The 23,616-nt window shown below is 62.8% G+C and carries 20 protein-coding genes; 10 read left to right on the forward strand and 10 right to left on the reverse strand.

The window, feature by feature from the left end; translation table 11 throughout:
- Positions 1–80: 80 nt before the first annotated feature.
- Both guaB and GGR30_RS05795 read left to right on the forward strand, forming a co-directional pair.
- Positions 81–1,586 (forward strand): IMP dehydrogenase, encoded by a 1,506-nt coding sequence (gene guaB, locus GGR30_RS05790; RefSeq protein ID WP_183483493.1) that lies wholly within the window; start codon positions 81–83, stop codon positions 1,584–1,586.
- 2 nt (positions 1,587–1,588) lie between these two features.
- On the forward strand, positions 1,589–2,635 hold the full coding sequence (locus GGR30_RS05795; protein ID WP_183483495.1) for a Gfo/Idh/MocA family protein: 1,047 nt from the start codon (positions 1,589–1,591) through the stop codon (positions 2,633–2,635).
- 52 nt (positions 2,636–2,687) lie between these two features.
- On the opposite strand, the gene GGR30_RS05800 is transcribed toward GGR30_RS05795, so the two are convergent.
- The 3 genes from GGR30_RS05800 to GGR30_RS05810 are packed head-to-tail and all read right to left on the reverse strand — an operon-like array spanning position 2,688 to position 5,900.
- On the reverse strand, positions 2,688–3,506 hold the full coding sequence (locus tag GGR30_RS05800; protein ID WP_183483497.1) for a transglutaminase family protein: 819 nt from the start codon (positions 3,504–3,506) through the stop codon (positions 2,688–2,690).
- A 31-nt stretch (positions 3,507–3,537) separates the two neighbouring features.
- Complete coding sequence (locus GGR30_RS05805; protein ID WP_138748914.1) at positions 3,538–4,476, reverse strand: alpha-E domain-containing protein; 939 nt, start codon at positions 4,474–4,476, stop codon at positions 3,538–3,540.
- Between the two features lie 2 nt (positions 4,477–4,478).
- A complete protein-coding gene (locus GGR30_RS05810) occupies positions 4,479–5,900 on the reverse strand; it encodes a circularly permuted type 2 ATP-grasp protein (protein ID WP_183483499.1) in 1,422 nt (473 codons plus the stop codon).
- Positions 5,901–6,209: 309 nt separating this feature from the next.
- Between GGR30_RS05810 and GGR30_RS05815 the strand changes: the two genes are divergently transcribed.
- Complete coding sequence (locus tag GGR30_RS05815; RefSeq protein WP_210287956.1) at positions 6,210–7,388, forward strand: sialidase family protein; 1,179 nt, start codon at positions 6,210–6,212, stop codon at positions 7,386–7,388.
- Between the two features lie 51 nt (positions 7,389–7,439).
- Here GGR30_RS05815 and GGR30_RS05820 read toward each other — a convergent pair whose 3' ends face one another.
- The 7 genes from GGR30_RS05820 to GGR30_RS05850 form a co-directional block, all read right to left on the reverse strand.
- Entirely contained in the window at positions 7,440–8,150 is a 711-nt protein-coding gene (locus GGR30_RS05820; RefSeq protein WP_183483501.1) for an SDR family NAD(P)-dependent oxidoreductase, read from the reverse strand.
- Positions 8,151–8,164: 14 nt separating this feature from the next.
- Entirely contained in the window at positions 8,165–8,875 is a 711-nt protein-coding gene (locus GGR30_RS05825; RefSeq protein WP_183483503.1) for an ABC transporter ATP-binding protein, read from the reverse strand.
- A 1-nt stretch (position 8,876) separates the two neighbouring features.
- The gene (locus GGR30_RS05830; RefSeq protein ID WP_183483505.1) at positions 8,877–9,581 is read right to left on the reverse strand and encodes an ABC transporter ATP-binding protein; all 705 of its coding nucleotides are present in this window, start codon (positions 9,579–9,581) and stop codon (positions 8,877–8,879) included.
- Positions 9,578–10,612, reverse strand: a complete 1,035-nt coding sequence (locus GGR30_RS05835; protein WP_183483507.1) for a branched-chain amino acid ABC transporter permease — start codon at positions 10,610–10,612, stop codon at positions 9,578–9,580. The genes GGR30_RS05830 and GGR30_RS05835 overlap by 4 nt, the downstream gene beginning before the upstream one ends.
- Positions 10,612–11,478: a branched-chain amino acid ABC transporter permease gene (locus tag GGR30_RS05840; RefSeq protein WP_183483509.1), complete on the reverse strand. Its 867-nt coding sequence runs from the start codon at positions 11,476–11,478 to the stop codon at positions 10,612–10,614. Before GGR30_RS05840 ends, GGR30_RS05835 begins: the two co-directional genes overlap by 1 nt.
- A 128-nt stretch (positions 11,479–11,606) precedes the next feature.
- The gene (locus GGR30_RS05845) at positions 11,607–12,872 is read right to left on the reverse strand and encodes an ABC transporter substrate-binding protein (protein ID WP_246413614.1); all 1,266 of its coding nucleotides are present in this window, start codon (positions 12,870–12,872) and stop codon (positions 11,607–11,609) included.
- A gap of 242 nt (positions 12,873–13,114) precedes the next feature.
- Positions 13,115–14,710 carry a GMC family oxidoreductase gene (locus tag GGR30_RS05850; protein ID WP_183483512.1) on the reverse strand — a complete coding sequence of 532 codons (1,596 nt, stop codon included), beginning with the start codon at positions 14,708–14,710 and terminating at the stop codon, positions 13,115–13,117.
- Positions 14,711–14,940: 230 nt separating this feature from the next.
- On the opposite strand from GGR30_RS05850, the gene GGR30_RS05855 reads away from it, so the two are divergent.
- The 7 genes from GGR30_RS05855 (at position 14,941) to GGR30_RS05885 (ending at position 23,571) form a co-directional block, all read left to right on the forward strand.
- The gene (locus tag GGR30_RS05855) at positions 14,941–15,963 is read left to right on the forward strand and encodes a helix-turn-helix domain-containing protein (RefSeq protein WP_183483514.1); all 1,023 of its coding nucleotides are present in this window, start codon (positions 14,941–14,943) and stop codon (positions 15,961–15,963) included.
- Positions 15,964–16,193: 230 nt separating this feature from the next.
- Positions 16,194–17,240, forward strand: a complete 1,047-nt coding sequence (locus GGR30_RS05860) for a LacI family DNA-binding transcriptional regulator (protein WP_246413616.1) — start codon at positions 16,194–16,196, stop codon at positions 17,238–17,240.
- A 131-nt stretch (positions 17,241–17,371) separates the two neighbouring features.
- A complete protein-coding gene (locus GGR30_RS05865) occupies positions 17,372–18,625 on the forward strand; it encodes an ABC transporter substrate-binding protein (RefSeq protein WP_183483518.1) in 1,254 nt (417 codons plus the stop codon).
- Positions 18,626–18,701: 76 nt separating this feature from the next.
- A complete protein-coding gene (locus tag GGR30_RS05870; protein ID WP_183483520.1) occupies positions 18,702–19,628 on the forward strand; it encodes a carbohydrate ABC transporter permease in 927 nt (308 codons plus the stop codon).
- Entirely contained in the window at positions 19,628–20,521 is an 894-nt protein-coding gene (locus tag GGR30_RS05875; RefSeq protein WP_246413618.1) for a carbohydrate ABC transporter permease, read from the forward strand. Before GGR30_RS05870 ends, GGR30_RS05875 begins: the two co-directional genes overlap by 1 nt.
- Before the next feature lie 18 nt (positions 20,522–20,539).
- The gene (locus tag GGR30_RS05880) at positions 20,540–22,471 is read left to right on the forward strand and encodes a glycoside hydrolase family 127 protein (protein ID WP_425488339.1); all 1,932 of its coding nucleotides are present in this window, start codon (positions 20,540–20,542) and stop codon (positions 22,469–22,471) included.
- Between the two features lie 2 nt (positions 22,472–22,473).
- Positions 22,474–23,571: an ABC transporter ATP-binding protein gene (locus GGR30_RS05885; RefSeq protein ID WP_183483523.1), complete on the forward strand. Its 1,098-nt coding sequence runs from the start codon at positions 22,474–22,476 to the stop codon at positions 23,569–23,571.
- Positions 23,572–23,616 lie beyond the last annotated feature (45 nt).

Genomic DNA, 23,616 nt, shown 5'->3' on the forward strand with positions numbered 1-23,616 from the left:
GCCAACTTCCAGACTTATCTGCAAGGGACCGGACGGAACGCACCGCCCGGCCATTTCGTATTTGAAAAAGGAAATTGGCCATGGCTCAGATTATTCAGGCCGCTACCGGAATGCAGGCGCTCACCTTCGATGATGTGCTGCTGCAGCCGGGTCATTCAGAGGTGATGCCGGGACAGGTCGACGTCTCGACCACGATCGCCCGCGACATCAACCTCAACCTGCCCATCCTCTCCTCCGCGATGGATACGGTCACCGAGGCCCGGCTTGCGATCGCCATGGCACAGGCCGGCGGCATCGGCGTCATCCACCGCAACCTCACCCCCCACGAGCAGGCCGAACAGGTTCGCCAGGTGAAGAAGTTCGAGAGCGGCATGGTGGTCAACCCGGTCACCATCGGCCCGGACGCAACCCTTGCAGAAGCGCTGGCGCTGATGAAGGCGCATCATATTTCCGGTATTCCGGTGGTCGAGCAGGGCACCAGCGACGGCCACACCTCCGGCCGCCTCGTCGGCATTCTGACGAACCGCGACGTCCGCTTCGCCTCCAATCCCGAGCAGCGCATCTACGAACTGATGACGCGGGAGAACCTGATCACGGTTCGTGAAACGGTCGACCAGCAGGAAGCCAAGCGGCTTCTCCACCACCACCGCATCGAGAAGCTGCTCGTCGTTGACGATCGCGGCCATTGCGTCGGCCTCATCACCGTCAAGGACATCGAGAAATCGCAGTTGAACCCCAACGCCTCGAAGGATGCGCAGGGACGGCTTCGCGCCGCCGCCGCCATTTCCGTTGGCGATGACGGTTTCCAGCGCGCCGAAATGCTGGTCGATGCCGGCGTCGACCTGATCGTCATCGACACCGCCCATGGCCACTCGCAGAAGGTTCTGGATGCCGTTGGCCGAGTGAAGACGTTGTCGAACTCGGTGCGCATCATGGCTGGCAATGTCGCCACCACCGACGGCACCAAGGCGCTGATCGATGCGGGCGCGGACGCCGTGAAGGTCGGCATCGGCCCGGGCTCGATCTGCACCACGCGCATTGTCGCGGGCGTCGGCGTGCCGCAGCTTGCTGCCGTCATGGCAGCGTCCGAAGCCGCGCGTGATGCCGGCATTCCGGTGATCGCCGATGGCGGCATCAAGTTTTCCGGCGACATGGCCAAGGCGATCGCCGCGGGCGCTTCCGCCGTCATGGTCGGCTCGCTTCTGGCAGGCACGGATGAAAGCCCAGGAGAGGTGTTCCTCTATCAGGGCCGTTCCTTCAAGGCCTATCGCGGCATGGGCTCGGTTGGCGCCATGGCGCGCGGCTCGGCGGATCGCTACTTCCAGGCGGAAGTGCGCGACACGCTGAAGCTGGTTCCCGAGGGCATTGAAGGCCAAGTGCCCTACAAGGGCCCGACCGGCGGCGTCCTGCATCAGCTTGCCGGCGGTCTCCGCGCCGCCATGGGCTATGTCGGCGGCAAGGACATCGTCGACTTCCAGGAAAAGGCGACCTTCGTGCAGATCTCCAATGCGGGACTGCGCGAAAGCCACGCCCATGACGTGACCATCACCCGCGAAAGCCCGAACTATCCGGGCGGCGGCGTGTGAGCGTGACCGAAAGACAGGTTGCCTGGGGCATTCTCGGCCCCGGCACCATTGCCAACAACTTCGCCGTGGGGCTTGCCCAGACACCTGCGGCGAAGCTTCTGGCCGCCGGCGGACGCACGCCGGACCGGTTGGCGGCGTTCGGCGAACGCAATGGGGTGGAACGGCTCTACGGCTCCTATGAAGCACTTGTCGCCGATCCCGATCTTGATGTGATCTATGTCGCGACCCCGCATTCCTTCCACCTGGCGCACGGCCTTCTGGCGATCGAGGCCGGCAAGGGGCTGATGGTGGAGAAACCGGCGGGCCTTGGCGCGCGCGATGTCGAGATGCTGGTCGAAGCCGCCCGCAAGGCCGATGTCTTCTTCATGGAGGCCTACAAGTGCCGCAGCCATCCGCAAACCGTCCGGCTGGTCGAACTGGTGCGCGAAGGCGTGATCGGAAAACTCACCCGTATCGAAGCGAAGAATGGCGGCTTCAAGGAGCGCGATCCGTCCTCGCGGCTGTTCGATCCGGCCCTTGGCGGCGGCGGCATTCTCGATATCGGCTGCTATCCGGTGACGACCGTGCGTCTGATCGCCGGCGCGGCGCAAGGTCTGCCCTATGCCGAGCCGGTGGCGCTTGAGGCGAGTGGCGAGATCGGCCCGACCGGCGTCGATGAAATTGCCGAGGCCGAGCTCGATTTCGGCGACGGGCTGACGGCGAGCATCGCCTGCGCCCTGCGCCGGCAGATGGAAGACACGCTGGTGCTGACCGGCACGAAGGGCACCATCAGGCTCCCCGTTCCGTGGCGTCCCGGCCGCAATGCCGGCCCCTCCGACGCGAGCATCGTGATCGAAACGGAAGAGGGCACGCGCGAGGAATGGCTGCGCGACCCGCGTCAGCTCTTCGCCTTCGAGGCCGAAGCAGCAACGAACGCCATTCTCGCCGGGCTGAAGACGGCGCCCTGGCCGGCGCTGAGCGGCGAGGAGAGTATCCTGAATGCACGGGTGATCGACCGCTGGCGTGAAGGCATGGGGCTGCCGGTTTTGGCAAGCGCTCTGACGGCATAGCAAAACCGCCGCGTGGCTGAGCCATCGCGGCGGTTCTTTTTTCTCTGGCTGCTCAGCTCTGGCTTTGCGACTGGCTCTGGCTGGCAACGGAGAGCTTGACGGCAAGGCTTTCCTTGCCGCCGCCGATGGTCATGCCGGAAACGGGCGCGGCATCCTTGTAGTCGAGACCGCATGCCACGCGCACATAGCGCTCGTCCGGGCAGACCTTGTTGGCGGCGTCGAAGCCGACCCAGCCGAGGCCTTCCAGATAGCATTCCGCCCAGGCATGGCTTGCCGTCTGGTTCTCCAGATCGGGCATATAGAGATAGCCGGAGACATAACGCGCCGGCACCTTCATCTTGCGGGCGCAGGCAATCACGATATGGGCATAGTCCTGGCAGACGCCGGATTTCGCCTCCAGAGCCTCGCCGGCCGTGGTTGCGACGCTGGTCGTGCCCGGCTTGAAGGTCATGGTCTTGTGCAGCCGCTCCATCAGGTTGTGGAGCTTGGCCAGGTTCGAATCGCCCTCGAGCTTTTCGACCAGTTTTTCGATTGCCTTGTCGGCGACCGTCAGCGGAGTCTGGCGCAGGAACAGCCAGAGCGGGATGTCTGGCGAGGCCGGGCCGAAAATGCCGTCCGTGTCGCGGGTTTCCACCGTGCCCGAGGCGATCAGGCGAACGCTCGGATGTTCCCCTTCGACGGAGACGAGCCGCACGTGGTTCTCGTACTGGTCGGTATAGGCGACCTCGCTCTTGGCGCCCTCGATGGTCACGGCCCAGTCCCGCACCGTCTGGCCGGCCGAATCGAGCGGCGTCAGCCTCAGCCGTTGCAGCGAGAACTGAACCGGCGTCTCGTAACTGTATTCAGTCACATGGTTGATGTTCAAAAGCATCGCGTTTGTCCCTTCACGCCTCACACGCGCGTCACGCGTAGAAGCGATACCCCTCGCTGATTTGCTGACTGAGCTTGTTGTTCCGGCTGACGAAGTCCTCGAGGAACTGGTGCAGGCCGTTATCCATGATCGTTTTGATCTTCTGGCTGCGAAGCGTGCTGCGAATGGCATGCGCCGTCTCGTGCGCCTCCAGCCGCTCGCCGTAATCGGCGGCCAGATAATCGAGATTGAGCACGATCTTCTCGTAGGAATAGGCGAGCGAGCGCGGCAACTGCACATCGAGGATCAGGAAATCGGCGATCTGGCTCGGCCGGTACTCGCCATTATGCACCCAGCCATAGGCCCGGTGGGCGGAGACCGAACGCAGGATCGATTCCCACTGAAGATTGTCGAGCGAGGTGCCGACATGGTGCACGGAGGGCAGCAGCACGTAATATTTCACGTCGAGAATGCGGCTGGTGTTGTCCGCGCGCTCGATGAACGTGCCGATATGGGCGAAATTGTAGATCTCGTTGCGGAGCATCGATCCGTGGAACGTGCCACGGATCAGCGCCGTCTTGTGCTTGATCAGGTCGATCGCCTTGGGCAGGTCGGCCGGCCTCAGCTTTGCCGAAAGCAGGCTGCGGCTCTCGATCCAGCATTCATTGGTTGCCTCCCACGTCTCGCGTGTCAGCGCGGTGCGCACAAGGCGGGCATTGTTGCGGCCCGCGTCGATGCAGGAGACGACGCTGGAAGGATTGCGGCGGTCGCGCAGCAGGAAGTCGATGGCGTTGTCGGCCGTCAGCTTGCTGTGCACTTCGAAGTAGGCTTCCTGCACGCCTGCGCTCTGCAGGATGCCATCCCAGTCGTCAGCGCCGTTGGAACGCGTCAGGGCCACGCGCTGGCCGGCATCAATCAGGCGGGCGATGTTCTCGGCGCGCTCGAAATAGCGGAACATCCAGAACAGGCCGTTTGCGGTTTTTCCAAGCATCATCAGTCCTCCAGCACCCATGTATCCTTGGTTCCGCCGCCCTGGCTGGAATTGACCACCAGGGAGCCTTCCTTCAATGCAACACGTGTCAGCCCGCCGGGCATGATCCGCACGCGGTCCGACACCAGCACATAGGGCCTCAAGTCGACATGGCGCGGGGCGATGCCCTTCTTGACGAGGATCGGGACGGTGGAGAGCGAAAGCGTTGGCTGGGCGATGTAGTTCGCCGGGCGGGCGCGAAGCTTGGCGGTGAAGTCCTCGAGCTCCTTCTTGCTGGCCGTCGGGCCGACGAGCATGCCGTAGCCGCCGGAGCCGTGCACTTCCTTGACCACGAGATCGGCAATGTTGTCGAGCACATAGGCGAGGCTCTCCGGCTCGGAACAGCGCCAGGTCGGCACGTTTTCGAGAAGCGGCTTCTGGCCCGTATAGAACTCGACGATTTCCGGCATGTAGGAATAGATCGCCTTGTCATCGGCAATGCCGGTGCCCGGCGCGTTGGCGATGGTCACGTGACCGGCGCGGTAGACATCCATGATGCCGGGCACGCCCAGCGCTGAATCCGGACGGAAGGTCAGCGGATCGAGGAAGTCGTCGTCCACGCGGCGATAGATGACGTCGATCGCCTCGTAGCCGCGCGTGGTGCGCATCTTCACCTTGCCGTCGATGACGCGCAGGTCCTGGCCCTCGACCAGTTCCACGCCCATCATGTCGGCGAGGAAGGAATGCTCGTAATAGGCGGAATTGTAGATGCCGGGCGTCAGAACGCCGACGCGCGGACGGGTGCCGGAGAAACCGGGAGGCGCAAGCGTCGCAAGGCTCTGGCGCAGAAGCTGGGGATAGTCCTCAACGCGGCGCACCCGGTTCTTGTAGAACAGTTCGGGAAACATCTGCATCATCGTTTCCCGGTTTTCCAGCATGTAGGAAACGCCAGACGGCGTGCGGGCATTGTCCTCCAGCACGTAGAACTGGTCCTCGCCCGTGCGCACGATGTCGGTGCCGACAATGTGGGTATAGACGCCGCCGGGCGGCTCGAAGCCGATCATCTGCGGCAGGAAGGCGTCATTCTCCTCGATCAGCCGGCGCGGCAGGCGGCCCGCCTTGATGATCTCCTGCTTGTGGTAGATGTCCTTGAGGAAGGCGTTCAGCGCAATGACGCGCTGTTCGATGCCGGCCGCAAGCTTGCGCCATTCCCGACCGGAAATGATGCGCGGCACGATGTCGAAGGGGATCAGCTTCTCCGAGCTGTCTGCATGACCGTATACGGCGAAGGTGATGCCGGTCTTGCGGAAGATGTTCTCCGCGTCGCGCGATTTCGCGATCAGGGATGCAGGGTTCTGCTGACTGTACCAGTCATAGTAGTCCTTGTAAGGGTCGCGCGGCTGGTTGTCCGCGATCATCATTTCATCGAATGCCAAAGCGTTCATCCCCCGATTGTTATTATCGCATATCAATACAACATCAGCAGTAATGCAAGGACCATGCCTTCCTGCAGATGGCGGCAAATGCATGGCCCAATACAACCAACGCGCTGAAATTCGCGCAGTTCCCCTTAAAATTAGCTGAATAAATGGGCAAACGGCTCGTTGCGGTTGCGTATTTTTGACGCTGTCGGGATGACGCCCGTTGACGCGTGAACTGATCTAATTAAAGATTCTATATCTTATCCAATAAGTGATTGCATCAATTCGCGAGAATGTTAACCTTCGCTTCCATTCTGGATATGGGAGGAAATAATGAAATCACGACTTAGCGTCACTCTGGGCCTTGTTGCCGCCATGCTGGCGTCCGTTTCGGCGCCGGCGCTTGCCGCCGACAAGCCTTTCACCGTCGAACCCGGCCTTGTCGACACGGCTAACGAGGATACGCTCGGACTGGAAACGCCGGAGGGCGTGGAAACCGTAACGATCTTCGCGCCGGGCGCCGATGACTGGCAGTTCGTCAACGGCATCGTGCTGATCGAATTCAAGGGCAAGCTCTATGCCCAGTGGCAGAGTTCGAAACAGGATGAAGACGCGACCGAAACCGTGGTGGTCTACGCTGTCAGCGAGGACGGCAAGAACTGGAGCAAGCCGGTGGCGCTGACGGCGCCCTGGAACGAGGGCTATCACAGCAATGGCGGTTGGCTGACGGATGGCGAGACGCTGGTCGCCTTTCTCAATACCTGGCCAGACAGCGTGAGCCCGCGCGGCGGCCATGTGGAATACAAGACCAGCAAGGATGGCGAGACCTGGAGCAAGGCCCGGCCGGTGCTGATGGCGGATGGTTCGGAACTTATGGGCATTTTCGAGCAGGACCCGCACGCCCATTCCTCGGGCCGGATCATCAATTCGGCCCATATGCAGCCCGGTCTCACAGGGAAGCCGATCTATACGGATGATCCGCTCGGGATTTCCGGCTGGCATGTCGGCGAGATGGAGAACCTGCCGCATGAGGGCGACATCACCCGCGAACTGGAGCCGAGCTGGTATGAACGCGCCGATGGCGCGGCCGTCATGGTATTCCGCGATCAGGGCGGTTCGTTCCTGAAGCTTGCCTCCGAAAGCACGGATGGCGGCGAGACCTGGTCCAAGCCCGTCGAAACCGAGATGCCGGATGCCCGCACCAAACAGGCCGCCGGCAATCTGCCGGATGGAACGGCCTATATGGCCGGCAGTCCGACGGGCCACAAGGGCCGTTTCCCGCTCGCCGTGGTCACGTCAAAGGACGGCGCTCATTTCGATGAGGCGTTTCTGCTGCGCTCCACCGGCGACATGCAGGAACAGCGAGGCGAGGGGCGGGCGAAGCGTCCGGGCTATCACTACACCAAGAGCCTTGTGTGGAATGACCAGCTTTGCGTCAGCTACGCCACCAACAAGGAAGATGTCGACGTCACGTGCGTTCCGCTTTCAGCGATCACCCGCAACGGCGAGTAAGCCGGTTTGCTTCACCAGTCGAAGCCCCGCCGAACCTTGGCGGGGCTTTTTTCATGCCGTCAGATAACCGCCGTCGACCGGCAGCGAGACGCCGGTGACGTAGCGGGCGGCATCACTTGCCAGAAACACGATTGCATCGGCGACCTCTTCGGCCTCGCCCCAGCGGCCGGCGGGAATGCGGGCCTTGATCGGATCGGAAGCCGCATGGTCGGCAAAGAGGCCGCGGCTGAGCGGCGTGACGATCCAGCCGGGCGCCACTGCGTTCACGCGGATGCCGGCTGCGGCGTATTCCTGCGCCAGCGACTTGGTCAGCTGCACGATCGCCCCCTTGCTCGCCGCATAGCCCGGCCGGTCGGCGGCGCCGAATGTGGCGTACATGGAGGCGATATTGACGATGGAGCTTCCGGCCCCAAGCTTAGGGCGGGCCAGCCGGCAGGCGTCCATCACCGAGGTGAGGTTGATCGCCATCACCTCGTCGAAGCGCGCCTTTTGCCATTCGTCGCGGTCCCGGCTGACGCCGACGCTGTTGACCAGAATGTCGATCGTCTCGAAACCGGCGAGGAACTGCGCGAGTGCGCCCGGCTCCAGCACATTGAGTTCAACCGCGCTTACGCCTTCCGGCGCTTCCGAGGCATTGAGGCCGCACACCGTGACATTGGCGCCGAGCGCTGCAAACCGGCGCGCGGTCGCAGCGCCAATGCCGGTGGTGCCGCCGGTGACGATGACGGTGCGGCCTGCAAAAAGTCCGGACTGGTAGGTCATGTATGCCTCATGCTTCAGCTTGAGAGATAGGCGCCGTGAAGGATTTCCGGCGTCGCCCTGAGTTCGGCGGAGGTGCCGGCAAAGACCAGCTTGCCGCGTTCCAGCACCAGTGCGTGGCCTGCCAGATCGAGCGCCAGATTGGCGAACTGTTCGATCAGCAGCACGCCGATGCCCGACTGCGCGGCGATCTTCAGCGCCTCGGCAAGCCGCTTGACGACAGTCGGGGCGAGGCCGAGCGACAATTCGTCGACGATCATGAAGCGCGGCTTGGCGATGAAGGCCTGGCCCATGGCGACCATCTGCTTCTGCCCGCCCGAAAGGTTGGAAGCCAACTGGCTGCGCCGCTCGGAAAGCTCGGGGAAGATCTCGTAGACGTCCTGCAGGCTCTTGCGGCGACCGGCGGCGGAAGGATCGAGGGCGGCGACCATCAGGTTGTCCTCGACGCTCAGCTGGCCGAGAACGCGATGGCCTTCGGGCACCAGCGCGACGCCCTCGCCGCGGATGCGGTCGGGCGCGTGGCCGTTGATCGGCTTGCCGTCGAGCTTCACCGTGCCGGAGGCGATGGGAATGGCGCCCGAGAGCGCCATGACGGTCGAGGATTTCCCCGCGCCGTTGGCGCCCAGAAGCGTGGTGATCTCGCCCGATGTGACGGCAAAGGATATCCCGTGAATGACCGGCTTGCCGCCGCGTTCGACCGTCAGCTTGTCGACTTCGATGGATGACATGTCACAATTCTCCGAGATAGGCACGGCGCACGTCGGGGTCTTCCAGGACCTCTTCCGTGGGCCCCAGCGCCAGCTTCTTGCCGTAGTCGAGCACCAGGGTTTCGCTGCACATGGCGCGAATGAGATCGACATCGTGGTCGATGACGAGAACCTGTGCGCCGTAGGCATCGGGGATATTCAGCACGCATTCGCGCAGCCTGGCGCTTTCCTCGTCTGTCAGTCCGGCGGCCGGCTCGTCCAGCAGGATCAGCTTCGGCTTGCCGACGACGCATTTGCCGAGCTCGACCATGCGCCGCTGGAAGAGGTTGAGCGCGCTGCCGGAACTCTCCGCCACGCTTGCCAGGCCGGTGAATTCGAGCGCCTTGTCGACGCTTTCATAACGGTGGCCGACATGCATCACATTGTCGGCGATGGCGATCAGGTTGTCGCGCACCGTCAGGTCTTCCACCACCTGTTCCGTCTGGAACGAGCGGCGCAGCCCCGCGCGCACCCGCTGCAGCGGTTTCAGCCGTAGAAGATCGGCGCCGTTCAGCCGCACCTTGCCGTGGGACGGCGTAACAAAGCCCGACAGGACGTTGAGCAGGGTGGTCTTGCCGGCGCCATTGGGACCGATCAGGCCCGAAATCGGCGCGGTCAATTTTGCCGAAAGGTCGCTGATCGGGCGCACGCCGCCGAATTCAACGAGAAGGTCGGAAATCTCGATCATCGCGCCGCTCCCTTCGACATGAGGCCCTGGACGCGGCCGATCAGGGCGGAGATCTGCCCTGCGATGCCGCTCGGTGCTGTTGCCAGCGCATGGAAAAGCGCGATGCCAAAAATGCCGATGGTGACATAGCCGTCAATGCCGAGATCGGTCAGCAGCGCCGGAAGCGCCCGCAGCAGCAGGCCGGCAATCAGAGCGCCGTACCAGTTGAACACGCCGCCGACGATGGCAAGAGCAAAGAGATTGAGACTTTCGAAAGCGGAGAAGGCGCGTCCGTCCAACTGGCCGACATTGCCCGCCAGAAGCCCGCCGGCAATGCCCGCCAGAAAGCCGGAGAGCGCAAAGGCCCAGGCCTTGTAGAGCAGCACGTTGACGCCGGAGGAAACGGCGACCGTCTGGCCCTTGCGGATCAGCGCCCAGGCGCGGCCCGGCCTGGTGAAGCGGTGGACGCGCGCGATCGCCAGGCAGATGGCGGCAATCACGCAGACATAGATGAAATAGGCAAGCTGGCCGTCGGCCATGCCGGGACGCGGCAGCATGGCTCGCTCGGAACCGTTGGCGCGACCGAGGAAGCCTGCGCCGCCATCGGGAAAGCCCCATGCGCTGATCACGGTCTGGAACCCTCCGGCAAGCATCAGCGTGACCAGCGCCAGGTAAAGCCCGCGCAGTCTTAAGGCGGGAATGCCGAAGACGAGGCCGGCAAGGGCCGCGCCGACGCCGCCCGAAAGCAGGCTGATTTCGAACGGCACATGGAAGGCGTGGCCGACGCGCAGCGTCACCCAGCCGCCGACGCCGACGAGGGAAAACTGGCAGAGCGTCACCAGACCAAGCTGGCCGTAAAGCACGGAAATCCCGGTGATGGAAAGCGACAGCGCAACGGCCGAGGTGATCGCCGAGAGCCAGAAGGCATTGGCGGTGACGGCGACGACGGCGGCGAAGACCGCCATCACCACGGGAATGACGATGATCTGGCCGTGCGCGTGGGAAACGGCGGTCAGCGAGCGGGGAGATGAATAGGTCTGTTCCATGGCCATTAGCGGTCTTTCAGCGCGGATTTGGCCGTGCTGCCCAGAATGATGACGGCGATGAGGGCGATGACGAAGGGCGCCGCCGCGCGGTAGGGCGAAATCCAGCCCATCGGCGTCAGCACCGCCTCGACGATGCCGATGGCGATGCCGGCAAAGGCGGTGACCCAGAGCGAACTCAACTGACCGAGAATGGCGGCCGCGATCGCCGGAATGACGAGGAAGGTCAGGAAGGTCCCCTGAAGCCGGACGAGATCGGCGAGAAGCAGGCCGGCAAAGCCAGCGAACACACCGGTGATCAGCCAGGCCGCCGTCTCCGTCCTGAGGATCCTAACGCCCAGGATAGCGGAAAGGTCGCGGTCATTGGCCAGCGCCCGCATGTCGAGGCCAAGGCGGGTGCGGGTCAGTAGCAGGGTGATGGCGGCAACCGTCGCAAGCGCGGTGACGATGGCGATGATGCGGGTATAGGTCAGTCTGACGCCCGAGATCAGCACATACATGCGGTCCGTCGGAAACTGCACGCGGCGCGGCAGTTCGCCCCAGATGATGCCCATCAGCGAAATCAGCACAAGGGCAAGCGCCAGCGTGCCGACGGCGCGGACCACGGTATCGCGGTGCGAGAGCTTCGGGGCGAGGAGGCGGCCATAGGCAAAGCTTGTCAGAGTCGAGACGGCGACGGCGGCAAGGATCGCCACGGCCAGCGGCCAGTCCCATTCCAGTACCTGCCAGGCGACATGCGCGCCCACCGCGCCGATGGCGCCGAAGGCGAAGTTCAGCACGCCGGTCGCGCGGTAAAGGACGACGAGCCCGACGCCCGACAGCGCGTAGACCGCGCCGATGCCGAGACCGGAGATGATGAAAGGGGTGTAGTTCATGGCGTTGGGTCCATGGGTTCGCTGTGCTGCGGAGGCCAGCGCGTTGTCGCGCTGGCCGTCACTCGAAGTCGGATGAGATGCGGGTTCCCCGCCGCCCTGAAGGCGATGGGGCAAGCCGACCGGCTTGATCAGAGACCGTTCGCCTCTTCATAGGCGCGAATGTCCTTCAGCTCCGGATCGGGGGAAGCGGCGCAGTCGGAAACGACTTCCCACTTGCCGTCCTTGCTGACGGCCATGCGGGTCGTCGAGTTGGCATTGTGGCGGGGCTGATCCTTGCCGAAATACCAGGGCGCGCAGAAGATATCGCTCTGAAAGTTCTGCACGTTCTCGACCGCGGCGGTTACCGTTTCGCGGTTGATGTCGGAGGGGTCGAGCGACATCAGCGCCTTCTCGGCGATGCGGGCCGCCAGATAGCCGGACTGGGCGAAGGTGTCGCGCGGGTCGGAGGGCGAACCATATTCGTCCATCACCGCCAGCCAGTTGGCATTGTCTGGGGTGTCGGCTTCCAGGTCGTTGAATTCCATGTTGACGTAGAAGCGGTCATCCCAGCCGGGGCCGATGGTCTCGGGGACCGAAAGGTCGTAAGCCGAGGCGGCGCTGAGGAACACGATCTGTTCGTTGAGGCCCTGTTCTTCCGCCGCAGTCAGCAGCGGCACGGCGATGCCCTTCGACATGCCGAGCACGATCGCGTCGGGCCCATAGGCGGCAGCCTGCAGCATGATCGAGGTTGCGTCGGCCGAGGCCGGGTCCATCAGAATGGTGCGGGCTTCGAAGCCGCGTTCCTTGGCCAGTTCCTCGACGCCGTCGCAGGACCAGGTGCCGACATTCGGAATATTCGGGCCGATGCAGACGACCGACTCAGTGCCGAGCTCATCGATCGCATAGCCGACGGCGCCGAGCATGGAAACGCGCGGTCCGGCATTGGCAGGGGCGTAGTTTTCGGCAAAGAAGCATTCGCGCGGAACGCCGGTGCCGGCCAGCACGAGAACGCCGTTTTCCTTGTAGTAGTCGGCATTGGCGCCGCAATCGACATAGCTGGAATTGCCGACGAGAACCACGGCCTGCTGGTCGTCAACCAGCTTCGCGGCGAGCTGCCGGGCGGTTTCGGGGTTCCACTGGTCGTCCTCGATCAGGTATTCGACAGGACGCCCATGAATGCCACCATTGGCATTGAGGCAATCGAAATAGGCCTTGGCGGCCCGCGTCGAGTTGGAAAAGTCGTCCGGACCGGTCTTGCCGGTGATGGCGCCGATGACGATCGGCTCGCCGGTCGCCTTTTCGCCGGTGTTGTCGCCGCAGGACGGCGCGGCGTGGGCGCTGAGCGCGGAAATCAGCGTCAGGACCGAACCTGCCGCCATGCCTTTCAGAATGGTCTTCACGTGTGTCTCCTCCATTTAGCTATATCCCGGGCCTTGGTTGCAAGGCCTGCCGGATCGTATGCGGGTCCTCTGGCGCCCCATCCGGAATTTCTTCTCCCGTTGAAAATTCCGGAGCCCGTGCCGGGTTGCGCTGCGCGGTGTCGCTTTGCGGCGCATCGGGCGTGACCCATCGAGGATGAGTATGAAGGCCCTGTGCATCAGCGTCTTGGGCAGAAGCGCGCGCTTGCTTGGACTGATACGCAGGGCCTTTTCGTCTCTCAGGCAGCCTCGTCCTTGCCGAGAATGAAGCGGCTTGCCCGCTCGCCGATCATGATCGTCGGCGCATTGGTATTGCCGGAAACAAGCGTCGGCATGACCGAGGCATCGGCGACCCTGAGGCCTTCAACGCCGCGCACCTTGAGGTCTTCGCCGACAACCGCCATCCGGTCGTCCTCAGCCCCCATCTTGGCGGTGCCGGAGGGGTGGAACACGGTCTTGGAGATGGAACGGATATAGTCGCGCAGCTTCTCAGGATCCTTTTCGACGCCGGGGGCGGGCAGGACGCGACGCTTGATCAGCCTGGCAAGCGAGGGCTGCTCGGTAATGCTGATCGCCAGTTCCACGCCGCGCACCAGGGTTTCGAGGTCCGCCGGATTGGAGAAGGAATTGGCGTTGAAGAGCGCCGGATCCTTCGGGTCCGCCGAGCGCAGCTTCACCGTGCCGCGCGATTGCGGGCGTAAGAAGCAGGGGCCGATCGCGATCCCGTGCCCCGGCGTCGCCTCGCGATCGGCGAAGCCGACGAAAGACGGCAGGACATGGAACTGGATATCGGGCTGGCCAGTGCCTGCGGTATCGGCGAAGCCACCCGATTCGACCACCGTGCTGGTCAGGACGCCGGTCTTGGTCAGCATGTATTGCAGCATGTGACGGGCGGCTTTCAGGCCCTTGTCTTCGCCGAACAGCGAGATCGGATCCTTGACCTCGGCCTGAACGGTCGCCTCCAGATGGTCCTGGTAATTCTCGCCGACGCCGGGAAGGTCGGAGATGACCTCGATGCCGTGCTGCTTCAGATGGGCGGCGTCGCCGATGCCGGAGAGCTGCAGCAGCTTCGGCGTGGCGATGGCGCCGGCCGACAGCACGATCTCGCGGGCAGCCTTCAGCGTTTCGCCTTTCTCGGTCAGGACGCCGACCGCGCGCTTGCCTTCGAATATCACCCTGGCCACGCGCGTCTCGGTCATGATGGTCAGGTTGGAGCGGTTTTCCGCGTCCCGAAGGAAGGCTTGCGCGGAGCTCCAGCGCCGGCCGGTGGAGGTGGTGGTCTGGTAGAAGCCGACGCCATCCTGGAGGTTGCCGTTGAAATCCTCGTTATAGGGGAGGCCGGCTTCCTGTGCGGCTCGAATGAAGGCCCAGGACAAGGGGTGGCCGAAACGACGATCGGTAACCTTCAGCGCTCCTTCCGTGCCGTGGAACTCGCCGGAAAGGCGCTGGTTGTTCTCGATATCGCGGAACACCGGCAGCACCCTGTCATAGGACCAATTGCGCAGGCCCATCTGGGCCCAGCTGTCATAGTCATTGCGGTTGCCGCGGATGTAGATCATCGCGTTGATCGAGGAGCCGCCGCCGATGACATTGCCCTGGGGCACGATATTGGGCTTGCCCTTGAGGCCCGGATCGGGCTCGGACGTGTAGAAATGGACGTCGGTGCCTTTTTCGATCACCTTGAAGAAGGTGGCCGGAATGTGGATGTAGGGATCCTTGTCGCGCCGGCCGCTTTCAATCAGCAGGACCTTGTTGGCGCTGTCCTCCGAAAGGCGGGCGGCCAGAACGCAGCCCGCCGAACCGCCGCCGATGACGATGAAATCGAATTCACGCATTTTGGCTTTCCTCCCTTGAGCCTATTTGATTAACACGTTAAATAGTTTTGCAGAGACCTGTCAATAGGCTTGCGGCGTTCGGCATCCGGACGGCTGCGGACACGTTGGTTAACATGCGAAATTTATTGACATCGGTCAGAATGCTCACCTAACCTGCTGTGATCGTTACCCGCCGGGTCACGATTGCAAAATATTTTGCAGGTTGCCGACGCTGTTTTGGGAGGGCGGAGTTGGAACTTTTGCAGAGCAATGCACTGGTGCGCCGGGCGTGGCGCGCAACACCCTACGATGAATGGGCCGAAGGGCTGCGCGGTTTGTGCGGCAACTTCAATCCGCACACCTGCGACAAGGGTCAGGACGTGCTCGGCGCGGTCAAGCATATCGAGGTCTGCGGCATGGATTTCGCCCATGTCTGCAACGATCTCGACTATGTGCGCCGCGACGAGAGCGACATCAGGCGCGATACGCGCGAAAACCTGTTTCTCATCCTTCAGCTCGAAGGCCATTGCGGCGTCGACCATCTCGGACAGCAGAACAGGCTGGATGTCGGCGAATGCATGCTGCTCGACTCGACGCGGCCGACAACCTTCTTCTTCGGCGGCAATTTCAGCAATCATCTGTCCCTGCACCTGCCGCGCCAGACCATGTATGCCGGCAGCAAGGTCGATTTCGATATCGCCCGCAAGCTCGGCGCGCATGATCCGATGGCGGTGATGCTGCGGGCGCTGGTTGCCAAGCTGATGGAGACGCCGGACACGGATGCCGGCGCTGCCAATCTGCGCGATCTGGTGCTCGACGCCACGCGCCAGGCCTTCATCTCCAGCGGCGGGCGTCAGGAAGCGAATCCGCCGCTCAATGATACAGCGGCGCGGCGCATGCATATGGTCGACATGCTGATCGACCGGCATCTGACCGAGAGCCATCTCAGCGCGAAGTGGCTGGCGACCCGGCTCGGCATCTCGATCCGCACGCTGCAGCAGGATTTCCAAGGCATGGGCGTCACCTGCACCACGGTCATCCGCGACAAACGCCTGCGCTTCGCACGGGAGAAGATCGAGCAGATCAAGGCGCAGAAAAGCGGGGAGACGATTGCCGACGTCGCCTATTCCGCCGGCTTCAACGACATTTCCTATTTCAACCGCAGTTTCAAGGAACTGTTCGATTGCGCTCCAAGCGAGGTGCGCGGCCGGCCCGGTTCCCGCGAAATACTGCCCGCGCTGAGCGCAAACGAACCGGTCGCGCTCGACAGCTGAAGTATCGGTTCGCGACAACGCCGCTCCGGCGCCTCCCATCACAATCATCCCGCCTGTGCGTTACCGCGCGAAAATGCGGCGCGCGTTGATGTCAACTTTGACCGAAAGAGATCGCGCGCTCCGCTTGACAGCCGCGTGAGTCTGTGAAAACTTAATTGCGCAAACGATAAACCAAAGAAGAGCAAACGATTGCTCATGAAATTTGGAGCGTTTGTGCCGGGAGGATGAATTTGGCGGACCGTAACGCAAAGCTGCAGTCGGCGAGCGCTTATCAGCGCAGCACGATCCGTGATGTCGCGACGAAGGCCGGCGTCAGCGTGACGACCGCTTCGCGGGCGCTGAACGGCACGGGGCGGATGTCGGAGGAGACCCGGGAGCGCGTGCGCGCCGTTGCAGCCGAACTCGATTACCGGCCGAACTCGATCGCGCGCGGGCTGGTCCAGCAGCGCTCCTTCACGCTTGGCCTTCTGACAAACGACACCTATGGCCGGTTCACCCTGCCGGTGGCCGCCGGTCTTTCCGCGGCCATGGCCGATCGCGGCGTATCGGTGTTCCTGAGCGCCGGCAAATACGAGCCGGAGAGCCTGAAGCTCAATCTCGGCGCGATGGAAGAAAAGCGGGTCGACGGTTTGATCATCACCGGCAAGCGGACCGATCGCGGCCTGCCGATCGACCTGCCGCCACTCGGCATGCCCGTTGTCTATGTCTATGCCGCCGCGCCCGAAGGGGCTGTGAGTTTCGTGCCGGATGACATCAACGCGGCGAAGGACGCCGTTCGGCATCTGATTGGCCTCGGACGCCGGAAGATCGCTCACATTACCGGTCCGCTGGATTTCAAGGCCGCGCACATGCGCGAGGCCGGTTGGCGTGCCGCCCTCGCCGAAGCCGGTCTGGAGCCTTTCGGCGAGGCAATCTTCTCGGCCTGGACGGAGGCCCATGGTTACGACACGGCCCATGCGCTGATCGAAGCCGGCGAACGCCCGGACGCCATTTTCTGCGGCAACGACCAGATTGCGCGCGGCGTCATCGATGCCTTTGCGCTGATGGGGATCCGCGTGCCGGACGACATTGCCATTGTCGGTTTCGACAATTGGGAGGTGTTCGCAAAGGCCACGCGTCCGCCCCTGACCACGATTGACATGGGGCTACCAGAGCTTGGCAGAAGTGCAGGCCTTGCGCTTCTCGACATGATTGATGGCAAGGAAGTCGAGCCGGGCATTCGGGAGACGCCCTGTACCCTCGTCGTCAGACAATCCTGCGGCGCAAGACCCGACTGAGGTTTGCGCCGGGACCCCGCCCCGCCAGTGTGAGAAGCCGGTTTGAAGGGGAGGAGATCGCGCAGTTTGCGCAAACGTTAGCTCAACTTTGAGTGGGCTTCAGCATGACACCAAAACGGGAGGTAATTGACATGAAACTCAAGACTTTTCTCAGCGGCGCTGCGATTGCCGCGCTTGCATTGCCCGGCCTTGCCCAGGCCGAAACATTCTCGCTCTGGGTCCGTTCCGACGGCTCGGAATTTATGCCGAAACTGGTCGACGCGTTCAACGCCAAGGGCGGGGACAAGGCCGAACTGCAGATCGTGCCGGTCAATGAACTGGTGCAGAAATACGCAATCGCCGCTGCCGGCGGTTCGGAGCCGGACGCGCTCTCGCTCGACCTGATCTACACGCCGTCCTTTGCCCAGGCCGGCCAGCTCAAGGATCTGACCGAGTTCGCCAAGTCGCTGCCCTATTACGACAATCTCTCCAAGGCGCATCTGACCGTCGGCACCTATGACGGCAAGATCTATGGCATGCCGTTCTCGGCCGATGCCTCCGTCCTGGTCTGGAACAAGAACCTGTTTGAGGAAGCAGGGCTCGATCCCGACAAGGCCCCGACGAACTGGGCGGAAATCCGCGACGATGCGGAAGCCGTCGCCGCCCTTGGCGATGACACTTACGGTTTCTACTTCTCCGGCAATTGCGGCGGCTGCAACATCTTCACCTTCATGCCGCTTGTCTGGGCATCCGGCGGCGCGCTGTTCGAGGATGAGGGCGCAAAGGCGACCGTCACCACGCCGCAGATGAAGGATGCGATCGAGTTCTATCGCGGCATGGTCGAGGACGGGCTGGTGCCGGCCGGCTCCCAGACCGATGCCGGATCGAACTTCTTCGCAGCCTTTGCCGGCGGCAATATCGGCATCACGCCGTCAGGCTCCTTCGCCATCGGCGCGTTGAACAATCAGTATCCGGACCTCGAATATGGCGTGACCTATCTGCCGGGCAAGGACGGCGACTGGTCGTCATTCGCCGGCGGCGACAACATCGTCGTCTCTGCCAAGACCGAAGATGCCAAGATGCCGGCCATCGAGGCTTTCATCGCGTTCGCCTATTCGCCGGAAGGGCAGAAGATCCTCGCCCAGAACGGTTCGTTGCCGGTGCGTGACGATGTGGCCGAACAGGCGCTGGAAGGGCTCGATGCCCGCTACATGATCGCGGCTGAAGCCATGGCCAAGGGCAAGACGCCCTACAGCCCGGTCTTCAACGATCTGATCAACTCGCTGAACGGCCCCTGGGTCACCATGCTCAACCGCGCCTTCTACGCCGACAGCGGCGAAGAGGTGGATGAGGCCATGGAAGAGGCCCAGGACGAAATGCAGTCGATCATCGACTCGTCCCGCTAAGCAGCGCCCAGGAAAGCAGAACCGCCGGCCCCTTGTGGGCCGGTGGCCATCTCTTTGATGCGAAAGGACTTTCGCTATGTCTGACGGGTTAGTGGCAGGCGCGGACGCGCCCCCGCCGAAAAAGCGCCGAAGGCGACGGCATTCACAGTGGACAGGCCTGATCTATGTTCTGCCGGCGCTGGCGCTCGTCACTGTGTTCTTCATCGTTCCGCTCTGCATGACGGTGTGGATGTCGCTGCACAAATGGCCGCTGATGGGCCTGCCGCGCTTCATCGGCCTCGACAATTACGAACGGCTGCTGTTCGACAAGAGTTTCTGGTCGTCGCTCTGGTTCACCGTCCAGTATACGATCGTCGTCACCATTGCGCTTCTAGGCTTCGCCATGGCGCTGGCGCTGATCGTGCAGGGGCAGGGACGTGCGGTTTCCGCCTACCGGACGATCTATTTTCTCCCCGTGGTGACCGGCTTTGCCTCGGCCGCATTGCTGTGGGTCTGGCTTTCCAATGTCGATACCGGGCTTTTCTCGCCGCTGGCGCAGGACCTCGGCCTGACGGAGGGGCGGGTCAATATCCTCGCCAATTTCACGCCGGCCTTCTGGTCGGTGATCGTCATGGTCGTCTGGAAAATGGCCGGTTTCTTCATGGTGATCCTGATGAGCGGCCTGCAGTCGATCCCGGCGGATTACCAGGAGGCCGCGCGCATTGACGGCGCCAAATGGCTGCAGCGCTTCCGCTACATCACCATGCCGCTGATCCGCAAACCCTTCGCGCTGGCGCTGATCCTCTGCGTTTCGGGCTCGATGCTGGCCTTCGACCAGTTCTACATCATCCTGAGCGGCGGGCCGCAGAACAAGACGGTCACCGCCGTCTACAAGATCTTCAACGAGAGCTTCGTCTCCTTCCGCCTGGGCTATGGCGCGGCCTTGTCCATGGTGCTGCTCGTCATCCTGCTCGTCCTCAGCGTGCTGCAGTTGACGCTGCTCAGCGATCGAAAGGACAAATGATGTCGACCGCCGTTTCATCGTTTCAGCAAACCGCAGCCGCGCCTGCGACCCGTCGCGGTCGGTTCCGCTATCACCGTCTCCTGTTTCATGTGACGGCGACGCTGGTTGCCGCTCTTTTCCTGGCTCCGCTGGTCTGGGTGGTGCTGGCGAGCTTCCGCACGCCGGCGGAATCGACCCAACCTCCGATACCGCCGTGGCCGATGGAAGGCTTCAGCATTTCAAGCTATGAGCGGCTTGAGAATTTCGGCCAGTCGGTGCTGCATTATTCGGGCAATTCCCTGTTCGTTGCCGTCGGCACGTCCGCGCTCACCATCGTCGTGGCGATCCTCGCCGGCTACGGTTTCTCGAGATACCGCTTTCCGCTGAAGGGCTTTGCCTTCGTGCTGATCCTGTCGACGATGATGGTTCCGTTCCAGTCGATCCTGACGCCGCTGTTTCTGCTTCTCGCCAAGATGGGGCTTCAGAACACGCTGATCGGCCTCGTCCTCATCTATTCGACGCTGCAGCTTCCCTTCTCCGTCTTCATGATGCGCAACGCCTTTGATGCCGTGCCGAAGGAGATCGAGGAGGCGGCCCGCATGGATGGTGTGAAGGGCGTGCGCATGCTCGTCCAGGTGATGGGCCCGCTGGTGCTCCCCGGCGTGGTGACTGTCGGCCTCTTTGCCTTCCTCAATGCCTGGAACGAGTTCCTCGCCGCCCTCGTGCTTCTGACAGACCAGTCGAAATTCACGCTCCCCGTCTTGATGACCGCCGTGCGCTATGGCCGCTACGGCTCGGTCGACTGGGGCGCGGTGCAGGCGGGCGTCACGCTGATGATGATCCCCTGCATGATCCTCTTTCTCATTCTCCAGCGCTCCTACATTCGCGGCCTGACGGCCGGCGCTGTGAAATAGCATTTCCGAAAGGACCACATGATGAACAAGCCCTTCAACGCCGGCGATGCCCTGCAGCCAAAGTCGAAATTCCGTCCGCTCTCCGTCAATCAGGTCGAGGTCGGCGGTTTTTTCGGCCCGCGCGTCGATGTCGTCGCGACGACGACGGCCAAGCTTCTGTTCGACCGATGCATCGAAGCGCGCATGCTGGAACAGGTCGACCCGGACCTGCCCAATCCCGGCATCGTCATCCCCTTCGACCACGGCAACACCGTCACCACGCAGATGTTCTGGGATTCCGATTTCGGCAAGAGCATCGAGACGGCGGCCTATGCGCTGAACCGCAAGCGTGACGAAGAGCTGGAAGCCCGCGTCGACGCGGTGATCGATGCCTACGGCCGGCTGCAGGCCGAAGACGGTTATCTCAATTCCTGGTACCAGCGCATCCAGCCGGGTCAGCGCTGGACCAATCTGCGCGACCGACATGAGCTTTACAATGCCGGTCACCTGATCGAGGGCGCGGTCGCCTATTACCACGCCACGGGCAAGCGCAAGTTCCTCGACATCATGTGCCGCTATGCCGACTGCATCGATGCCACCTTCGGTCCCGATGCCGACAGGAAACGCGGCTATCCGGGCCACCCCGAACTTGAGCTGGCGCTGGTCAAGCTCGGCCGCGTTACCGGTGAGCAGCGCTATCTCGATCTGGCGAAATTCTTTGTCGACGAACGCGGCAAGGATCCGAAATATTTCGATCAGGAAGCCATTGCGCGCGGCGAAAAGCCGGAAGACTTTCACTTCACCACGCTCGAATATTGCCAGGCCCACAAGCCGGTGCGCGAGCAGCGGGAAGTCGTCGGTCATGCGGTGAGGGCGGCCTATCTCTATGCCGGCATGGCTGACGTCGCCACCGAGTTTTCCGATGACAGCCTCGACCCGGCACTGGAAGCGCTGTGGTCGCACCTGATCGACCGCAACCTCTATGTCACCGGCGGCTTCGGGCCATCGAAGGACAATGAGGGACTGACATTCGACTATGATCTGCCCAATGATACCGCCTATGCCGAGACCTGTGCGGCTGTCGCACTGGTGTTCTGGGCCAGCCGCATGCTGGGCCGCGAGCCCGATGCGCGCTTTGCCGATGTCATGGAGCGGGCGCTCTATAACGGCGCGCTTTCAGGGCTTTCGCAGGACGGCACCCATTTCTTCTACGACAATCCGCTGGAAAGCCATGGCGGCCACCATCGCTGGCGCTGGCACCGCTGCCCCTGCTGCCCGCCGAACATCTCCCGCCTCGTCGCCTCGATCGGCACGTACTTCTACGGCGTTGCCGAGGATGAGCTGGCGCTGCATCTTTATTGCGAGAATGCAGCCGAAATCGAGATTGCCGGCACAAGGATCGATGTGAAACAGCAAACCGCCTATCCGAAGGATGGCAGGGTTACCCTTACGCTGACGCCGCTGACGCCCGTCGAATTCACCCTGTCGCTGCGCGTACCGGGCTGGGCCAGAGGCTTTTCGCTCGCGATCAACGGTGAAGCCTCCGATGCAACGCCGGAGAAGGGCTATCTTCGGATCCGCCGCCAATGGGAGGCTGGCGACACGATCGAACTTGACCTCGGGATGGAGCCGGAAATGCTCTATGCTCACCCGAAGGTCGCGCCCGACCAGGGCCGTGCTGCCCTCTTGCGCGGGCCGTTCGTCTACTGTGTGGAGGAAACCGACAATAAGGCGCCGCTCAATGCCTATGTGGTGAAAGACGGCGCTTCCGTGAGCCTTGCGACGGTCGATGGTCTTAGCGATACGGTTGCGCTCAGCATCGAAGCTCTCGTCGAAAGCCAGCCGACCGAGGCGCTTTACGCCACCACACCGCCGCACCGGACATCCGCCAGTTTGAAAGCCATACCCTATTATCTCTGGGACAATCGCGCGCCGGGCGAAATGCTGGTCTGGCTGCGCAGGGAGGCATGACGATGGGCCAGGCAGAGTTGCTCACCCCGGATCGCAACCCGTCGGGCCTGTCGCTCAGGCGGGTCTCCAAGGCCTTCGGCGCGGTGCAGGTCATTCATGATGTCGACCTGGAGATCGAGGGCGGCGAATTCGTCGTCTTCGTCGGACCGTCGGGCTGCGGAAAATCCACCCTTTTGAGGCTGATCGCGGGTCTCGAAGAGGTGACGAGCGGCGACGTGATGATTGCCGGCACGGATGTGACCGACGAGGACCCGTCCGATCGCGGCATCGCCATGGTGTTCCAGACCTATGCGCTCTATCCGCATATGAGCGTGGAGCAGAACATGGGCTTCGGCCTCAAGGTTGCCGGACGGCCGAAGGCGGAGGTCGAGGCCAAGGTGCGCCAGGCGGCCGATATCCTGAAGCTGACGGACTATCTCGACCGCCGTCCCGGCCAGCTTTCCGGCGGCCAGCGCCAGCGCGTTGCCATCGGCCGGGCGATCGTCCGGGATCCGGAAATCTTCCTGTTCGACGAGCCGCTTTCCAACCTGGACGCCGAACTGAGGGTCGGCATGCGCATCGAGATCGCCCGGCTGCACCGCGAGCTTGGCAACACGATGATCTACGTCACCCATGACCAGACGGAAGCGATGACGCTTGCCGACAAGATCGTCGTCCTGCGCGGCGGCTATATCGAGCAGGTGGGCTCTCCGGCAGCACTTTACGATGATCCCGACAACATGTTCGTCGGCGGCTTCATCGGTTCGCCCAAGATGAATTTTCTCTCGGGCGTGATACGGGGTGGCGAGGTCGAGATCGCGGGAGCCAGGCTGCCGTTGGCCGAACTTGAGACGAAGCCGAAGGATGGCACGCCCGTCACGGTCGGCATTCGCCCTGAGCACTGGCGCCCTGCCGGCGAAGGCGAGCCGGGCGTGCCGTTTACGGTCGATTTCTCCGAGTTCCTCGGCGGGTCGAGTTATCTCTACGGCACGATCGGCGAAACGGTTGCTACCGTGGAAGTCGAACGCAGCGCCATTGCCAGGCCCGGCACGACGCTTCTTCTCACTGTCGACGCCGACAGGATTTACGTTTTCGGAGAGGATGAGCGGCGTATTCGCTGATGTCCGGTCTCCGGGGAGACTGCCGTCCATCTTGCCGCCGCTATT

The organism is Martelella radicis (genome assembly GCF_014196625.1).
Taxonomy (GTDB): domain Bacteria; phylum Pseudomonadota; class Alphaproteobacteria; order Rhizobiales; family Rhizobiaceae; genus Martelella; species Martelella radicis.

Excerpts from the sequence above, each read along its gene's own strand:
- GGR30_RS05840 (WP_183483509.1), bottom strand. The coding sequence starts at position 11,478 with ATGAACTACACCCCTTTCATCATCTCCGGTCTCGGCATCGGCGCGGTC.
- GGR30_RS05810 (WP_183483499.1), bottom strand. The coding sequence starts at position 5,900 with ATGAACGCTTTGGCATTCGATGAAATGATGATCGCGGACAACCAGCCG.
- GGR30_RS05875 (WP_246413618.1), top strand. The coding sequence starts at position 19,628 with ATGTCGACCGCCGTTTCATCGTTTCAGCAAACCGCAGCCGCGCCTGCG.
- GGR30_RS05865 (WP_183483518.1), top strand. The coding sequence starts at position 17,372 with ATGAAACTCAAGACTTTTCTCAGCGGCGCTGCGATTGCCGCGCTTGCA.
- GGR30_RS05880 (WP_425488339.1), top strand. The coding sequence starts at position 20,540 with ATGATGAACAAGCCCTTCAACGCCGGCGATGCCCTGCAGCCAAAGTCG.
- GGR30_RS05800 (WP_183483497.1), bottom strand. The coding sequence starts at position 3,506 with ATGCTTTTGAACATCAACCATGTGACTGAATACAGTTACGAGACGCCG.
- GGR30_RS05805 (WP_138748914.1), bottom strand. The coding sequence starts at position 4,476 with ATGCTTGGAAAAACCGCAAACGGCCTGTTCTGGATGTTCCGCTATTTC.
- GGR30_RS05870 (WP_183483520.1), top strand. The coding sequence starts at position 18,702 with ATGTCTGACGGGTTAGTGGCAGGCGCGGACGCGCCCCCGCCGAAAAAG.
- GGR30_RS05845 (WP_246413614.1), bottom strand. The coding sequence starts at position 12,872 with ATGGAGGAGACACACGTGAAGACCATTCTGAAAGGCATGGCGGCAGGT.
- guaB (WP_183483493.1), top strand. The coding sequence starts at position 81 with ATGGCTCAGATTATTCAGGCCGCTACCGGAATGCAGGCGCTCACCTTC.
- GGR30_RS05885 (WP_183483523.1), top strand. The coding sequence starts at position 22,474 with ATGGGCCAGGCAGAGTTGCTCACCCCGGATCGCAACCCGTCGGGCCTG.
- GGR30_RS05835 (WP_183483507.1), bottom strand. The coding sequence starts at position 10,612 with ATGGCCATGGAACAGACCTATTCATCTCCCCGCTCGCTGACCGCCGTT.
- GGR30_RS05825 (WP_183483503.1), bottom strand. The coding sequence starts at position 8,875 with ATGTCATCCATCGAAGTCGACAAGCTGACGGTCGAACGCGGCGGCAAG.
- GGR30_RS05820 (WP_183483501.1), bottom strand. The coding sequence starts at position 8,150 with ATGACCTACCAGTCCGGACTTTTTGCAGGCCGCACCGTCATCGTCACC.
- GGR30_RS05830 (WP_183483505.1), bottom strand. The coding sequence starts at position 9,581 with ATGATCGAGATTTCCGACCTTCTCGTTGAATTCGGCGGCGTGCGCCCG.
- GGR30_RS05850 (WP_183483512.1), bottom strand. The coding sequence starts at position 14,710 with ATGCGTGAATTCGATTTCATCGTCATCGGCGGCGGTTCGGCGGGCTGC.
- GGR30_RS05815 (WP_210287956.1), top strand. The coding sequence starts at position 6,210 with ATGAAATCACGACTTAGCGTCACTCTGGGCCTTGTTGCCGCCATGCTG.